At 61.4% G+C, this 15,190-nt stretch carries 12 protein-coding genes; 10 read left to right on the forward strand and 2 right to left on the reverse strand.

Annotated features, from left to right (window positions below; genetic code table 11):
- Positions 1-3: 3 nt before the first annotated feature.
- From LA304_RS07625 to LA304_RS07645, 5 genes are all read left to right on the forward strand, one after another.
- The gene (locus LA304_RS07625; RefSeq protein ID WP_224502542.1) at positions 4-2,115 is read left to right on the forward strand and encodes an ABC transporter permease; all 2,112 of its coding nucleotides are present in this window, start codon (positions 4-6) and stop codon (positions 2,113-2,115) included.
- On the forward strand, positions 2,112-3,206 hold the full coding sequence (locus LA304_RS07630) for an SMP-30/gluconolactonase/LRE family protein (protein WP_224502543.1): 1,095 nt from the start codon (positions 2,112-2,114) through the stop codon (positions 3,204-3,206). Before LA304_RS07625 ends, LA304_RS07630 begins: the two co-directional genes overlap by 4 nt.
- Positions 3,206-4,708, forward strand: coding sequence for a sugar ABC transporter ATP-binding protein (locus LA304_RS07635; protein WP_224502544.1), 1,503 nt, complete (start codon positions 3,206-3,208; stop codon positions 4,706-4,708). The genes LA304_RS07630 and LA304_RS07635 overlap by 1 nt, the downstream gene beginning before the upstream one ends.
- A gap of 99 nt (positions 4,709-4,807) precedes the next feature.
- Positions 4,808-5,839, forward strand: coding sequence for a zinc-dependent alcohol dehydrogenase family protein (locus LA304_RS07640; protein WP_224502545.1), 1,032 nt, complete (start codon positions 4,808-4,810; stop codon positions 5,837-5,839).
- A 23-nt stretch (positions 5,840-5,862) separates the two neighbouring features.
- Positions 5,863-7,275 carry an aldehyde dehydrogenase family protein gene (locus LA304_RS07645; protein ID WP_224502546.1) on the forward strand — a complete coding sequence of 471 codons (1,413 nt, stop codon included), beginning with the start codon at positions 5,863-5,865 and terminating at the stop codon, positions 7,273-7,275.
- 102 nt (positions 7,276-7,377) lie between these two features.
- Here the strand turns inward: LA304_RS07645 and LA304_RS07650 are convergent, their stop codons facing one another.
- On the reverse strand, positions 7,378-7,530 hold the full coding sequence (locus tag LA304_RS07650; RefSeq protein ID WP_224502547.1) for a hypothetical protein: 153 nt from the start codon (positions 7,528-7,530) through the stop codon (positions 7,378-7,380).
- Between the two features lie 291 nt (positions 7,531-7,821).
- On the opposite strand from LA304_RS07650, the gene LA304_RS07655 reads away from it, so the two are divergent.
- The 3 genes from LA304_RS07655 (at position 7,822) to LA304_RS07665 (ending at position 10,849) form a co-directional block, all read left to right on the forward strand.
- Positions 7,822-9,285 (forward strand): NAD-dependent succinate-semialdehyde dehydrogenase, encoded by a 1,464-nt coding sequence (locus LA304_RS07655; protein ID WP_224502548.1) that lies wholly within the window; start codon positions 7,822-7,824, stop codon positions 9,283-9,285.
- 75 nt (positions 9,286-9,360) lie between these two features.
- Positions 9,361-10,287 (forward strand): XdhC family protein, encoded by a 927-nt coding sequence (locus tag LA304_RS07660; protein WP_224502549.1) that lies wholly within the window; start codon positions 9,361-9,363, stop codon positions 10,285-10,287.
- Positions 10,280-10,849 carry a nucleotidyltransferase family protein gene (locus LA304_RS07665; protein WP_224502550.1) on the forward strand — a complete coding sequence of 190 codons (570 nt, stop codon included), beginning with the start codon at positions 10,280-10,282 and terminating at the stop codon, positions 10,847-10,849. Before LA304_RS07660 ends, LA304_RS07665 begins: the two co-directional genes overlap by 8 nt.
- Positions 10,850-10,878: 29 nt before the next feature.
- Here LA304_RS07665 and LA304_RS07670 read toward each other — a convergent pair whose 3' ends face one another.
- Entirely contained in the window at positions 10,879-12,540 is a 1,662-nt protein-coding gene (locus LA304_RS07670) for a sigma-54 interaction domain-containing protein (protein ID WP_224502551.1), read from the reverse strand.
- Positions 12,541-12,854: 314 nt separating this feature from the next.
- Between LA304_RS07670 and rpoN the strand changes: the two genes are divergently transcribed.
- Together rpoN and LA304_RS07680 are read left to right on the forward strand one after the other, a co-directional pair.
- Complete coding sequence (gene rpoN, locus LA304_RS07675) at positions 12,855-14,306, forward strand: RNA polymerase factor sigma-54 (protein WP_224502552.1); 1,452 nt, start codon at positions 12,855-12,857, stop codon at positions 14,304-14,306.
- A 72-nt stretch (positions 14,307-14,378) separates the two neighbouring features.
- The gene (locus LA304_RS07680; protein ID WP_224502553.1) at positions 14,379-15,185 is read left to right on the forward strand and encodes an enoyl-CoA hydratase-related protein; all 807 of its coding nucleotides are present in this window, start codon (positions 14,379-14,381) and stop codon (positions 15,183-15,185) included.
- The last annotated feature ends 5 nt before the right edge of the window (positions 15,186-15,190 follow it).

Genomic DNA, 15,190 nt, shown 5'->3' on the forward strand with positions numbered 1-15,190 from the left:
CGCATGTCTGCTACCGATACTCTGGTCAGACTCCGCTACCGGTTTCTTCCCGACCACATGGTCGGGGAGATCCTGTCGAAGCGGTGGACTGACAATGCCATTCCCTTCACGGCATTGGTTCTCACGCTTGCCATTTTCGGCAATATCAACCCCGGTATGTTCAGCGCATTCGGGCTCTACGATCTGGCGGGCCAGATCTCGGAGTTCGGTCTGCTTGCGATCGCTCTGACACTTGTGATGATCTCGGGCGGGATCGACCTGTCGATCGGTTCGGTCTTTGCCCTCTGCGCACTCACTGTCCTGACCGCGCTCAACGTGTATGGCCTCCCCCTTCCGGTGGCGGTTCTGCTCACGCTTGCGGTCGGGGCCTTCTGCGGCGCGATCAACGGTGTGCTCATCGGCTACATGCGTCTGCGCGCCTTCCTGACGACGCTTGTGACGCTCGTCATGTTCCGCTCCATCTATGAAATGATCCTGCCCAAGGTTGCGACCGACATCGTGCTCGGCATGCCGGACTCTGTGGTCTGGGACAACCTCGGGTTCAGCTCCTTCCTCGGGCTGCCCTACGCCTTCTACATCGCGGCGGTTATCGCGATCGTCTGGCACATCGTCCTGTCGCGCTCGCGTCCGGGTTGGCACATCGCCGCCGTGGGTGGCGCGCGCCGCTCCGCGCATAACGCGGGCATCAATGTGCGCCTCGTCATCTGCCTGACCTATGTCTTCTGCGGCATGATGGTGGCGGCGGCTGCGATCCTCTTTGCCGCGCGTCTCACCAGTGTGGGCACCGACACCGGTCTCGGCATGGAAATCTCTGTCCTGACCGCTGTGATCCTCGGCGGCACCACGCTCGGCGGTGGTCGCGGGTCTGTGGCCAAAGCACTCATCGGGTCCGTCATCGTGCTCATCATGACCAACGGTCTGTTGCAGATGGGTGTGATCGGGACGGTCTCCGCGCTCATCCTCGGTGTTGTGCTGCTGCTCGCCGTGTGGCTCGACGTGCGTTGGGTGAAGAACCGTCAGAAACTCATCGACAGTTCCTATGTCTCGCCCGCCTATATCCAACTCAAGGACGAGGACACGAACACCAGCGTTTACACGGAAAACGACAAGCTCCGGAACGTGGAAACCATCGGCCTCGGTCAGGTGGAAGGCCCCGAAGATGTCGCCGTGGACCGTCATGGCAACGTCTACTCCGGCTCCCGTCACGGCGAGATCCACCGCTGGCTCGCCCCGGATTTCAAAGAGCATGAAATCTTCGCCCATATCGGTGGCGGCACCTTCGGGATGAACTTTGACAAGGACGACAACCTCGTTGTCTGTGTCGGCGGCATGGGCCTCTATATGGTCACGCCGGAACGTGAAGTCGTCAAACTGACGGACGAAACGAACCGCAGCTGGACCTCTGTCATTGATGACAGCCGTATCCAGCTCGCTGATGACCTCGACATCGCGCCGGACGGACGTGTGTTCTTCTCCGAGGCATCGATCCGCTACACCGTGCACGACTGGCCGGTGGACATGATCGAAAGCCGCGGCAACGGGCGGATCATCTGCTACGACCCGCGCGACGGCTCCACGAAAACCGTGCTGCGCAACCGCATCTTCCCGAACGGCATCGTCTGTCTGCCGGACGGAGAGTCCCTGCTCTTCAACGAAACATGGGCCTGCCGCGTCTGCCGGTATTGGTTCGACGGTCCGAACAAAGGCAAGGTCGAGGTCGTTCTCGACGGTCTGCCGGGCTATCCGGACAACATCAACCGCGCGTCTGACGGCAACTATTGGGTCTGTCTCGTGGGGATGCGTGGACCGGCGCTCGATCTCGCGATGACCCGTCCGTCCTTCCGCCGTCGCATGACGCGGCGCGTGGCTCCCGCCAACTGGATTTATCCGAACATCAACACCGGCTGCATCATCAAGATCACGGCCGAGGGTGAGGTGCTCGAGTCCATCTGGGACAAAGGCGGCGTCAATCACCCGATGGTCACCTCCTGTAAGGAGCACGAAGGCCATCTCTACATCGGCGGCGTCAGCAACAACCGCGTTGGCCGCTGGAAAATCGAAGGTGCGGACCCGACCTGGTCCAGCCCGGTAGATTATTGGGGTCCGAAATCATGATCTCTCTCGTTCGTAACAAACTCGACTCCTTCCTCGGACGCGGTGCGTTCAGCACCTCTGTCCCCGTCATGGACGGGCCGCTGCAACCCAACCACGCGTTGGACCGCGCCGAGGGTCTTCTGACTGCGAATAAGGTCGACAATCTTGTCGATCTAGGCGGTGCTCTCTTCTTCTCCTCCGGCGTCACCCTCCTCCGCGCCCTCGAGAGCACCGCCGACCAAGTTGCCACCTATGACGCCGAGATTTCCTGTCTCGCGAGCGACGGCCAGAGTGCTCTGGCGGTTGGTCTCGAAGGGCAGGGGGTCGTCCTGCGGGGCGGCGCCTATGATGGCAAGAAAATCGAAACCCTCGGCGGCGCAAAGCTCGGCTGCGCGACCGCCGCTCTCTTCGAGTCACCCGATCTCCTCCTCATTGCGGTTGGCTCGGCGCGTTTCGCTCCAAGTGAGTGGAAACGCGACCTAATGGCGCTCGGAAGCACAGGAAGTGTGTGGCGGATTGATTTGTCCACCGGCACGGAAACCTGTCTCGGGCGTGGACTGGCCTTCCCCTACGGGATTGCCAAGCGGGACGACGGCGCGGTCGTCGTCTCTGAAGCGTGGCGTCACCGTCTCGTGGCGCTCACGGGGGGCAAGCCTGTGCCGGTCCTCGAAAACCTGCCGGGCTATCCCGCACGCATCGCGCCTGCCGCGCATGGCGGGTTCTGGACCTCGCTCTTCGCGCCGCGCAACCAGCTCGTGGAATTTGTTCTGCGGGAGCCGCGCTATCGCCGCGACATGATTGATCAGGTGGACTCCGACTTCTGGATCGCGCCTGCGCTCCAGTCCGGCGAAAGCTACCGCGAACCGCTTCAGGGCGGGTCCGTCAAGCAAATGGGCATCCTCAAACCCTGGGCACCGGCGTTTTCCTACGGCCTCGTTGTGCGGTTGGACGAAGATTTCCAACCGGTCGCGAGCTGGCACAGCCGCGCCGACGGCACCCGCCACGGCGTCACCGCCCTGTGCGAAGCGGACGGACGTCTCGCCGTCGCCGCGAAAGGGGCAGGGGAAATTCTGCTCTTGGAAGAAATCACGATCACCGGAGAGGCCGTCTGATGGAAACCGTTCTGGAACTCAAAGGCGCCACGAAAGATTTCCGTGGCATCTACGCGATCCGCGACATCGATCTGAAACTCGGGCGCGGTGAGGTGCACGCCATTCTCGGTGAGAACGGCGCAGGCAAATCGACGCTCATGAAATCGCTCGCCGGTGTGCACCAGCTCAGCAAGGGCGAGATCATCATGGATGGCAAGCCGGTGACGTTCGAGTCCCCGTCTGCCGCGCTCGAACAAGGCATCGCGATGGTGTTTCAGGAGACGAACCTCGTCGGCTCCATGACCGTTGCGCAAAACATCTATCTGGGCGAGGAGAAGTTTCTCAACCGCCTTCGCGGCCTCAACATCCGTGCCCAGTCCTATCTTCTCTCGATGAACTTCGACGTGGATCCGACGGCTCTTGTGAGCACTTTGGGCGCGGCGCAGCGTCAGATGGTCGAAGTGGCCCGCGCGACGCACCACACGGCGAAGGTCATCATTTTCGATGAACCGACCGCGACGCTCACGCCGGAGGAAAAGCACCACTTCTTCGAACTGGTGCGACGTCTGAAGGCGAAAGGCGTGTCGATCCTGTTCATCACCCACGCGCTCGAAGAGGCGCTGACGCATTCGGATCGCATTACGGTGCTTCGCGACGGTCAGAAAGTGGCTGAGGGGCTGGTGTCCGAATTCACCCGCGATGATGTCATTCAGGCGATGGTGGGGCGTGGCCTCTCCGACGAGCTTTACGGCGCGCGCAAGGGTGTCGAACTGCCGATCCGCACCTCGCGGAACAAGATCCTGAGCGTGGACAACCTCTCGATGGGCAGCATCGTCCGCAACAGTTCCTTCTCCATCTACGACGGGCAGGTGACGGGCATGTTCGGCCTCATCGGGTCGGGCCGGACGGAGACGATGCAGATTGTTTGCGGCGCGCTCAAGCGGAACTTCTTCCACGGCGGCGAAGTGCGTCTCGACGACAAGCCGGTGCGCTACCGCGTGCCGCGTCCGGCGATGAAGGACGGGATCGTTTATGTGACCGAGGACCGCAAACTCGACGGCTTCTTCGAGACCATGTCGATCCGTGACAACATCATGGTCGGCAAACTCGCGGCGGGCTCGAACCCCGCGTCGATCGTGTCGATGTCGCAGGCGCAGGACCTCGCGGAAGAGTGGACCAAAGCGCTTGATATCCGCGCGATCAACCCGTCGTCCAAGGTGATCGAGCTGTCGGGCGGCAACCAGCAGAAGGTTGTGATCGCCAAATCGCTCGTTCAAAAACCGCGTCTCGTGATCTTTGACGAACCGACGCGCGGGGTAGATGTGGGCTCCATCGTGGAGATTCACAACCTGATCAACAAGCTCGCCGACGAAGGCATCGCGGTGGTTCTGATCTCGTCTTACCTGCCGGAAATCCTGTCGCTCTCGGACCGTATCCTCGTCGCCCGCCAAGGGCAGATCGTCGAGGAGATGAGCGCCGCAGAAGCGACCGAAGAAGCCATCATGTACGCGGCCGTGCACTAACGCATGGCCGTGCGCCCGCGCGCGAGGGTGCGCGGGAAAACGACACCAGTCCGGATGCCGCGAAGGGCAGGTCGGGCGCAGACGCAAAGGATATGTGTCATGAAGGGAGTGGTCATTCTCGGGGCTGGGGAACTGGAGATCCGGGATTTCCCTGATCCGGTTCCGGGGCCGGACGAGATCGTCATCAGCATGAAGGCATCGGGGATGTGCGGGACGGATTTGCACCACCTGCACGAACCCTGCCGCCGCACCGAGGATAAGGTCTTCATCGAAGGTCACGAGCCCTGCGGTGTCGTCGCGATGGTCGGTGAGGCCGTGCATCCGCAAGAGGCACAGGTCGGCGATCGCGTGATGATCCACCATTACGACGGCTGTCGCGTGTGTAACTACTGCCGCTCCGGCTGGACCCAGCTTTGCCCGAACGCGAAGGTCATCTATGGCGGTCCGAACGGCCACGGCGCCCACGCGCAATACATGAAAATTCCGGCGCATACGGCGATCAAGATGCCCGACGAGCTGTCGTTCAAAGCGGGCGCTGCGATCTCCTGTGGCGCGGGCACGGCCTATGGCGCGATCAAGCGCGTCGATCTCTGTGCCGGCGATACGGTCGCGATTTTCGGGCAGGGGCCTGTGGGTCTCGCCGCGACGATCTTTGCGAAGTCCTACGGTGCGAAAGTCATCGCCCTAGACATCGGCGAAGAACGTCTCGCCATGGCGAAGTCATTCGGTGCGGATCATATCATCAACCCGCTCGACGGCGATCCGGTGGAGGCCATCCGCGCGCTCACCATTCGCGGCGAGGGCGCGACCAAATCGCTCGAATGTAGTTCGAACCCCGACGCCCGCCGTCAGGCCATCGAATGCGTCAAACGCTGGGGCACGGCCTGTATGGTCGGCGCCTATGGCGACATCGCCTTCAGCACACAGCACATCATCCAGCTTCAGAAAACCGTGGTTGGCTCTCTGACCTTCTCCAAGACGATGATGGATGACTGCGCGCAATATGTGGTGGAGCGCGGCATCGATCTCGAACGCCTTTTCACCCACGAATTCAAACTCGATGAGGCCCATGAGGCCTACGCGCTGTTCGATCAGAGAAAGATCGGCAAGGGCGTCTTCATTTTCGACTGATGCGACAAGACTGAGGATAACAGATGAAACATTACGGTAAATTCTACATCGACGGTGAATGGGTCGATCCGATTTCTTCGCGCCCGTTCGAGCTCGTAAATCCGGCGACCGAAGAGGTCTTTGCAACTGTCGCACTCGGCTGCCCCGAGGACGTGGACCGCGCGGTGGCAGCGGCGCGGGCGGCATTCCCGTCTTTCTCCAAGACCACAAAGGAAGAGCGGATCGAACTGCTCGAAGCGATCATCGCCGTTTATGAAAAGCGCTCCGGCGATATCATGGCCGCCCTGACCGAAGAGATGGGCGCGCCCGTGTCGCTCAAGGGTCAGACGGGGGCGGGCCTCGCGTCGATGCGCCAGGCGATTGAAACGCTCAAGAGTTACGAATTCGAATACCGCGACGGGGTGAACCTGATCTGCCACGAACCGATTGGTGTGGCCGGTCTCATCACGCCGTGGAACTGGCCTGTTCAGCTCGCCTGTAACAAGATGTCTTCCGCCTTTGCCGCCGGGTGTCCGGTCGTGCTCAAACCCTCGGAATTCACGCCGATCAGCTCCATCATCCTCACTGAGGTGATCCATGAGGCCGGTGCGCCGAAGGGGATTTTCAACCTCGTGAACGGCGACGGTCCGGGTGTGGGCAACGCGATCTCTTCGCATGAGGACATCGACATCGTGTCCTTCACCGGCTCCACCCGCGCGGGCATTCTCATCGCGCAGGCGGCAGCGCCGTCGGTGAAACGCGTGACGCAGGAGCTTGGCGGGAAATCCGCGAACCTCATCCTGCCGGACGCCGATCTACAGGCCGCGGCCTATTACAACGTGACCCGCGGCTATTCCAACAGCGGCCAGTCCTGCCACTCTCCGACCCGTATCCTCGTGCAGGAAGAACAGCTCGAAGAGGTGCTCGGCTATCTGAAAGAAGCGGCAGCGACGCTCAAGGTCGGTGATCCGCTCGATCCGGCGACGACGCAGGGGCCGGTGGTCAACCGCGCGCAATATGAGCGCATCCAGAGCTACATCCAGTCCGCCATTGATGAGGGCGCGCGTCTGGTTTGTGGCGGTCCGGGCCGTCCGGAAGGGATCGAGAAGGGCTTCTTTGTGCAGCCGACGATCTTTGCGGTGGATCGTGACATGACCATCGCGCGCGAAGAGATCTTCGGCATGGTGACGTCGGTCATCACCTACAAAACGGTCGAGGAAGCTATCGAGATCGCCAACGACACGAGCTACGGCCTCGGCGGGTATGTCTTCGGACGGGACCGCGAGCGCGCGCTCGACGTCTGCCGCCAGATCCGCGCAGGTCGTATTTTCTATGACGGCGCACCGGCGAATACCTCTGCTCCGATGGGCGGCTACAAGAAGTCCGGCAACGGGCGCGAGATGGGCGTCTACGGGATGGAAGAGTATCTCGAACTCAAGGCGATCATCGGGTTCTGATCCGCCATGGTCGGTCGCTGGGGTGCCTCAGGGCGTGATGCCCGTCACGGACATCATGCGGTGCACTCCGGCTCCGCGCCGACACGCGGCGCGGTGGCAGGCTCAGGCCTGGGAATGGCCGAGGTGGTGACGCTTGAACGGGCGGGCGATCAGAGCGGCAACGGAATGGATCAGAGTGCCGAAAACAACAGCGCGCTCTTCCTTGGCGGAACGGAGAGCTTTCGCAAGTGCAGCATCGGTGTAAGCGGGGTACATTTCATGTCCTTTCAATACGATCAGTGGAATTTAGTATGCGCCTAGCGGAGGGAGTAGACCCCCATTCCACAAGGCTGCTTTGCAGGTGCAGCATGACTCGTTTGCGCTATCACCGCTCTGCGAGCCATGTGCGAAAACGCGGATTTTCATTGAATAACCGGATCATAGGCGCACCGCTTGCCTGTGATCCCCTCTTCTCCGACCGACCCGCCGTTGCGGGTCTCAGAGAGTTTCCAAAACCAGGACGCGGCCCGGAGCGCCGCTTTTCCAGAGACTGAAAAGGATGACACCATGACGGAAGACGTCGCATCTCACAGCTACACATATCCCGCCGTCGGGCTGCTCATCGACGGGGAATGGATTTATGACCGCGAGCCCTGCCATCAGGTCAAGAACCCCGCAGACGACCGCATCCTCGGCCCCGTGCCGGGCGCGACGTCGGAGGATTATGACCGCGCACTGGCCGCTGCCGCGAAGGGGTTCGAGATCTGGCGCAAGGTGCCGCCGCAGGACCGTGCCGCTCTGTTGAAACGCGTGGCCGTCCTGATGCGCGAACGCGCCGCCGAGATCGCGCCTGCGATCACGCTTGAGCATGGCAAGCCGCTCGCCGATGCGGAGGCCGAAGTGGTCCGCTCGTCGAGTTTTCTGGAATGGGACGCCGAGCAGCTTTTGCGCGACTATGGCCGGATCGTTCCGACGCCGCACCCGAACTATCAGTTCGTCGTGCGCGAACCGATTGGCCCCGTCGCGGCCTTTACCCCGTGGAACGTGCCGGTGAGCGCGGCGGGGCGCAAGCTCGCAGGTTCTCTCGCGGCGGGTTGTTCCGTCATCATCAAACCGGCGAGCCAGACACCTGCCTCCACCTGCCTGCTCGCGCAGTGCTTCATCGACGCGGGTCTGCCGGAAGGCGTGCTTCAAGTCATTCACGGCAAATCCTCAGAAGTTTCCGAGCGCCTCATCCTGTCGTCGGTCATCCGCATGGTGACGCTGACCGGGTCTGTCGAGGTGGGCAAACAACTCACCCGCCTCGCTGCCGAAGGGGTCAAACCCGTGCTCATGGAACTCGGCGGTCATGCGCCGGTGCTGATCGGCCCGGATGTGAATCCGGCGACGGTGGCGGACCTCGCCACGTTCGGCAAATTCCGGATGGCGGGGCAGCTCTGCGTGTCTCCGTCGCGGTTCCTCATCCATGAATCCGTCTACTCCGATTTCGTGTCCGAATTCGCGGCCCGCGCGCAGGCGCTCAAGGTCGGTGGCGGGTTTGAAGAGGGGGCCGAGGTTGGTCCGCTCGTCAACTCGCGCCGGATCGACACGATGGAGCGCCTCGTTGCAGACGCGACCGCACGCGGGGCGAAGGTCCTGAGTGGCGGCGCCCGTGTCGGTAACAGCGGCTGTTTCTTCGCGCCAACGGTTCTGGGCGATGTGCCTCTTGATGCTGCCGTGCTGCACGAAGAACCCTTCGGCCCGCTCGCCCCTTGTCTGCCGGTGTCGGACATGGACGAGGCTTTGAAGATCGCGAATGACATTGAGGTCGGTCTGGCCGGATATGTCTTTACGAACGACATGGTGCTGGCGGATCGGTTGACCAACGCGCTCGAATGCGGGTCCGTGGCGCTCAACCAGTTCACCAGCCCCGGCGCAGACGCGCCGTTCGGCGGTCACAAGGAAAGCGGCATCGGCGTCGAAGGTGGCGCGGAATCGCTGCATTCCTACACGGTGTCCAAGACAATCAGCGAACGGCGTGTGCGCGTATAATCGTCATCTGCGATACACAGCACGCTTTGGTTCGTGTACGGCTATGACTGGCATGCGAAATGCAAGGATGGCTGTATGACAGACCAGAAACCGGACACATCCACGGACATCGCGTTCTCCCAGAGCGCGGTGTCGATCTGCGAAAGCGACATCGCCCTCGGGGCGCTCTTTTCCGGAGAGGCCGATAGCCTCTGCGTGATCACGGGCGTTGAGGGCACGTCCTATCGACCCATCGGGGCGGGGATGGCTGTCGATCTGTCCGGCCACCGGTTTGGCAACCTGTCCTCCGGCTGCGTTGACGAAGATGTCGCGCTGCACGCCGTTGAGGCGCTGAAATCCGAGGTGTCGAAATCCCTGCGTTACGGATCGGGGTCTCCGTTCATGGACCTGAAGCTGCCGTGCGGTGGGGGGCTCGATGTGGCGATCATTCCGCGCCCTGATCCCGAGGTGCTCTCCCATATGCAGGCGCGTCTTGAGGCGCGCGAGGCCGTCACCGTTACGGTTCTGCCCGAAGGCGAACTGGTCAAAGGGGCGGCGGAGCGGGGGCTGGTCCTCACGGTTCAGCCGCGTCTTCGGGTGCTGGTGTTCGGCAATGGCGAAGAGCCACGACAATTCGCGCGGCTGGCGCGGTCCGTCGATCTCGCGACGCAACTCTACATGAGCGACGCGGACGAAGAGGGCGAGATCGAGCTGATCGGCAATGGCTGGCCCGAGGGGTTGCAGGTGGATCGTCGGACGGCGGTGCTCGTCTTTTTCCACGACCATGAACGGGAGCCCGCGATCCTCGCGGAAGCTCTCAAAACGGACGCGTTCTACGTCGGTGCGCAGGGCAGCGAAGGCGCGCGGCGTTTGCGCAGCTATGCTCTACAGGAACGCGGCGTGAGTGAGGAAGAGATCGCGCGGATGGTCTATCCGTTCGGTTACATCCATCGCGCCAAGTCTCCGCGTGACATTGCCGTCGGCGTGCTCGCGCAGGTCTTGGACCTCGGCCGCAATGCCTGATCGCGCGGTCATCGTCCTCGCGGCGGGCGCGTCGCGGCGGTTCGGGGCGGAGGACAAACTCCTCGCGGACCTCGGTGGGCGGCCTGTGTTGTCCTACGCTCTGGAAAAGGCCCGTGCGGCGCCCGCGTCGCGGCACATCGTGGTCGTGAGTTCCCCTGCGGTAGCTGAACTGGCCAAGGACGCAGGGTTCGAGATCGTCCAGATCGACGCGGGGCAGGGGCAGTCCGACAGTCTCAAAGCCGGGATTTCCGCCCTCGCGGACACGACGGACACCGGCGCGATGATCGTTTTGGGGGATATGCCGAATGTTGCGCCAGAAGATTTGGCGCGGCTCATGTCCTATCCGATGCCCTCCTGTTTCGAGGGGCCGAATGGTCCGACCGTTCCCGCCTGTCTCCCGCGTGACTGGTTTGCGGACATCATGCGCCTCAGCGGAGATCGCGGGGCGCGGGGGCTGTTGGAGCGTATTCCACACGCCGATCGGGTGCAGGTCTCTGCCGCCACGCTGCGCGACATTGATACGCCGACGGACCTCACAACCGAGACGACCTGCCGCCCGTAAGCCGCCGGTCTATCCGTCGCGTCAGAGGCTTATTCCTCTTCTTCGGTCTCGAGGCTCTCCAGCTTTTTGTAGAGATAGGAGCGCGACACCCCGAGGTGCTCGGCAGCGCGTTTCTTGTTCCCCTTAAAGCGGATGATCGCGTCGTTGATCAGCTTTGCTTCCAACTCTTCGAGATTGTCCTTGAGCGTGCCACTCTTTGCGGCGGGCATGGCGAGGAGCGGGCTTTGTTTGCCGGATTTGGCGTTGCCCGGAATGCCCTCAAAGGCGGAGACGGTCATCTTTCCGTTGTCACAGAACACAAAGGCGCGCTCCATCATGTGGCGCAACTGGCGAATGTTGCCCGGCCATTTCTGCTCCATCAGATAGGAATGCACGTCCGGATCGATCTCCGGAATGGCGCGGTTATATTGACGCGCCATCTCTGCGGCGAAGTGATTGACGAGGAGCGGGATGTCGTCGAGACGTTCCTCGAGGCTCGGCAGGTGGATGACGACGGGGCTGATCCGGTAGAAGAGATCGAGGCGGAATTTGCCTTCATCGACCAGTTCCTCCAGATCGCGGTTCGTCGCGCTACACAGACGGAAATCGACGTGTTTCGGTTTGTCGCCGCCCACGCGTTCGACGATGCGATCTTGCAGAACGCGCAGGAGTTTCGTCTGGGTTTCGAGCGCCATATCCCCGATCTCGTCGAGGAAGATGGTGCCTTTGTCCGCCTGCTCGAATTTCCCCATGCGGCCCTTGCGGTCGGCGCCGGTGAACGATCCGGCCTCATAGCCGAACAGTTCGCTTTCCACGAGAGACTCGGGCAGGGCGGCGGCGTTTACGGTCACGAGACGCCCGCTCTGACGTGCGCTCAGCATGTGCATCGCCTGCGCGACAAGTTCCTTACCCGTGCCGCTTTCCCCTTGAATCAACACAGGAATATCGAGCGGCGCGATTTTGCGGATTTGTTCGCGGACGGATTGGATGGCGACGCTCTGACCGATGATGATGTCGAGGAAGTCTTCGCCCTTCTCTTTGCCACGAGAGTCGGCTTTGTACTCCGCAATCTCGGTTTCCAGATCGCGGATGCGTTTGGACATGGCCTGAAGCTGTTGCGGGCCTTTGAACATCACACGCCCGATGGCGCCGACGACCTTGCCGTTGTGGCGGATCGGGTGGCGGGAGACGACGCGCTCTTTGCCTTGCATGTTGTGGATCTGTCCGACCTCAGCAACGCCGGTGCGCACGACCTGGTGCAGGCGGGTGTTCTCGATCACCTGACGGACGTTTTTGCCGACGCCTTCGCCATTGCGCATGCCAAAGAACTTTTCGTGGATCGGGGAGATGAAGGCGACTTTTTCTTTGGAGTCCACGACCGCCATCGCGTCATATGGATCCGTCAGAATGTGGTTCAGAATGTCATAAGCGAAGGGGACGTTGATCACAAAGTTCATGACCACATCGCTCGCGCCTTCGGAGAAGATGGTGAGGTAGCCCTCCTGAATCTCCGCGCTCATGGCGATGAGTTGGCGGTCATTAAGGGTCACGGGGCGCATCCGCGCAGACACGGTTTCCTCAAACCATTCCTTGTCGCTCAGCATGGCTTCGATTCGCGGATCGGTCGCTACACCGTGGCTAAAGACGATTTCTCCGTCTGTGTCCGTAATGGCGACACCGTGTATGTCTACCAGTGCATTTTTGTCCGTCATGAGTCCACCCTACTGCTGAATTGGGGGTAATCTAGGAAAGTTTGACGGGTCGCGCAACAAAAAGCGTCCTCGGCGCGGTCATATGTTATCGCCAACCGACCGTGACGCGGTCGCTTTCATAAAAATTTATCTTGCAAATTAATTTGAGTCCCTCCACAAAAACGGTGCTGGTCGGTTTTTGTGGAGGAAAGCCGGACCGGCGCGGGGAGAAACGCACAGCTCGTTACCTCATCCCCCGCAGGGAGGAATTCACGTTTTCCATGTCGCTGTGCGCGCCGTGTGCAGAACGTATTGGCATACATTCTGGAGGGTATATGCAACTAAGACATGACATCGGGACCTTTACGAAGCAGACCGTCGGCATCACGTCGCAGGTCATCCAGTCAATCCGCATCCTTCAATTCAGCGCCAACGAACTCGAAGATTTCCTGCGCGACCAGGCAGAACGCAATCCGCTCATGGAGCTTGTGTCGCCACAGGTCGAAACCGCCCGCCCCCTGAACACTGCGGCTGATGCCTCGCTGCGCGAGCGGACCCCGGAGGCCCGCACCCGCGACGCATCGTCCCCGCGCTCTGTGGACCGCGATCCGGGCAAGGCCGGGGTTGGCCGCTCCGGCTCCGCCTCCGGATCGTCCCAAACAGATGACAACGGCATCGAACGCTATCTCGCCGCGAGCGTGAGCCTGCGCGAACATCTCCTGCATCAGGCTGCCATGGCCTTTGACGCGGGCACGGAGGCGATGATCGCCGCCGAACTGATCGAAGCGCTCGACCCGACCGGCTATCTCGGCCAGAGCGTCAAATCCATCGCCCGCCGTCTCGGCACCGAAGAAGAGCGTGTCGAAGCCGTGCTCAAACGCGTGCAAGGGTTCGAGCCGACCGGCGTCGGTGCGCGCGGTCTCGCGGAGTGTCTCGAACTGCAACTGCGGGAAAAGAACCGCTTTGATCCGGCGATGGCGACGCTCGTCGAAAACCTGCCGCTTCTCGCGAAATATGACCTCAAGAAACTCGCCCGCCTTTGTGGTGTGTCCCTCGAAGACCTCAATGAGATGGCTGCGGAAATCCGTGACCTCGACCCGCGTCCGGGTCTGAAGTTCGACACGGCACCCACGCCGCCGGCGCTTCCCGATGTGCTCGTGCATCGCACCGAGGGCGGCGGATATAAGGTCGAACTGAACTCCGAATTGCTGCCGCGTGTTCTCGTGAACCGCCAGTATCACGCAGAGATCACCGCCGGAAAACTCAACGCCAAAGACAAACGCTTTGTCGCGGATTGCATGAAGAACGCGACCTGGCTCGCCCGCAATGTTGATCAGCGCGCACGCACCGTCCTCAATGTCGCGACCGAGATCGTTGCCCAGCAGGACGAATTCCTGAAACACGGGGTGGAGCATCTCAAACCGCTCAATCTCAGCGATGTGGCCGAAACCGTGGGTGTCCACGTGTCCACCGTCTGCCGCGCCATTTCGAACAAACACCTGATGACGGATCGCGGCCTCTTTGACATGCGGTTCTTCTTTGCGAATTCCATCGGTTCTGTCGATGGCGCGGACGATGTGTCGTCCGAGACCGTGCGCCACAAAATCGCGGCGCTGGTGAATGCGGAGACCGTGAACAGCGTTCTCTCCGACGAAGCGATCGTCAATGCGCTGCGCGAGGATGGTGTTGATATTGCTCGCCGAACTGTCGCGAAATACCGCGATATCATGAATATTCCGTCGTCCCTGCAACGCCGCCGCCAGAAAAAGGCAGAAGCGCTCGTTTGACGCGTCACGCCGGATTCTCTGGCACATGGTTTGCGTTGACTCTGTCAGGAGAAGAGAGAGGGAGCGCAGGCCTTGACGGACCAATTTACGGACATTCTTTACGAGATCGACGGCAACGTCGCCACGATCACGATCAACCGGCCTGAAAAGTTGAACTCGTGCACACCGCACACGATGCGCGAGATCGAAATGGCTCTCAATATGGCGGGCAATGACCCCGTCGTGGGCGTCATCGTCTTTACCGGCGCGGGGGAAAAGTCCTTCTGCACGGGGGCCGATGTCTCGCAACAGCGTGACGGCAAGATGGGCACCACTGGCCCGCGGGAATTCTCGCCGCCCTATCTGACGTTCAGCCAGTGCCCCAAACCGATCATCGCCCGCGTCAACGGCTATGCCGTCGGTGGCGGCAACCACTTTGCCTACTTCTGCGATTTCACCATCTCCGCAGATCACGCGATCTACAGCCAGAGCGAACCGCGCGTTGCCTTTCCGACCTCGGGTCCGGTGATCAGCTACCTCGTGCGTGTCATCGGCCATAAACGCGCCCGCGAGATGTGGATGCTCGGCCGCAAATACGATGCGCAGACCATGTATGACTGGGGTCTCGTGAACGCTGTCGTGCCGATGGCCGATCTCGATGCCGAAGTGAAGAAATGGTGTGACGAGCTGCTCGCCGTCGCCCCCACCTGTCTCAAGGTCTACAAAGCGACCTTTGTGCAGGAATTCCAGGATCTGCTCGGGCAGGGCGACAGTCTGCGTCGCTGGCTCGTGCCGGACGATTACCGCGAAACGGAACAACGCGAGGGCACGACCGCTTTCCTCGAAAAGCGCAAGCCCGACTATTCCCGCTTCCGTGCCGCACCTGAAAAGAAGGATTGATGACC

Origin of the sequence: Celeribacter litoreus, assembly GCF_020165855.1 — a bacterium.
Classification (GTDB): Bacteria; Pseudomonadota; Alphaproteobacteria; order Rhodobacterales; family Rhodobacteraceae; genus Celeribacter; species Celeribacter litoreus.

Coding starts and splice junctions, on each gene's coding strand:
- LA304_RS07625 (WP_224502542.1), top strand. CDS start 4: ATGTCTGCTACCGATACTCTGGTCAGACTCCGCTACCGGTTTCTTCCC.
- LA304_RS07670 (WP_224502551.1), bottom strand. CDS start 12,540: ATGACGGACAAAAATGCACTGGTAGACATACACGGTGTCGCCATTACG.
- LA304_RS07660 (WP_224502549.1), top strand. CDS start 9,361: ATGACAGACCAGAAACCGGACACATCCACGGACATCGCGTTCTCCCAG.
- LA304_RS07645 (WP_224502546.1), top strand. CDS start 5,863: ATGAAACATTACGGTAAATTCTACATCGACGGTGAATGGGTCGATCCG.
- LA304_RS07665 (WP_224502550.1), top strand. CDS start 10,280: ATGCCTGATCGCGCGGTCATCGTCCTCGCGGCGGGCGCGTCGCGGCGG.
- LA304_RS07650 (WP_224502547.1), bottom strand. CDS start 7,530: ATGTACCCCGCTTACACCGATGCTGCACTTGCGAAAGCTCTCCGTTCC.
- LA304_RS07655 (WP_224502548.1), top strand. CDS start 7,822: ATGACGGAAGACGTCGCATCTCACAGCTACACATATCCCGCCGTCGGG.
- LA304_RS07635 (WP_224502544.1), top strand. CDS start 3,206: ATGGAAACCGTTCTGGAACTCAAAGGCGCCACGAAAGATTTCCGTGGC.
- LA304_RS07640 (WP_224502545.1), top strand. CDS start 4,808: ATGAAGGGAGTGGTCATTCTCGGGGCTGGGGAACTGGAGATCCGGGAT.
- LA304_RS07630 (WP_224502543.1), top strand. CDS start 2,112: ATGATCTCTCTCGTTCGTAACAAACTCGACTCCTTCCTCGGACGCGGT.
- rpoN (WP_224502552.1), top strand. CDS start 12,855: ATGCAACTAAGACATGACATCGGGACCTTTACGAAGCAGACCGTCGGC.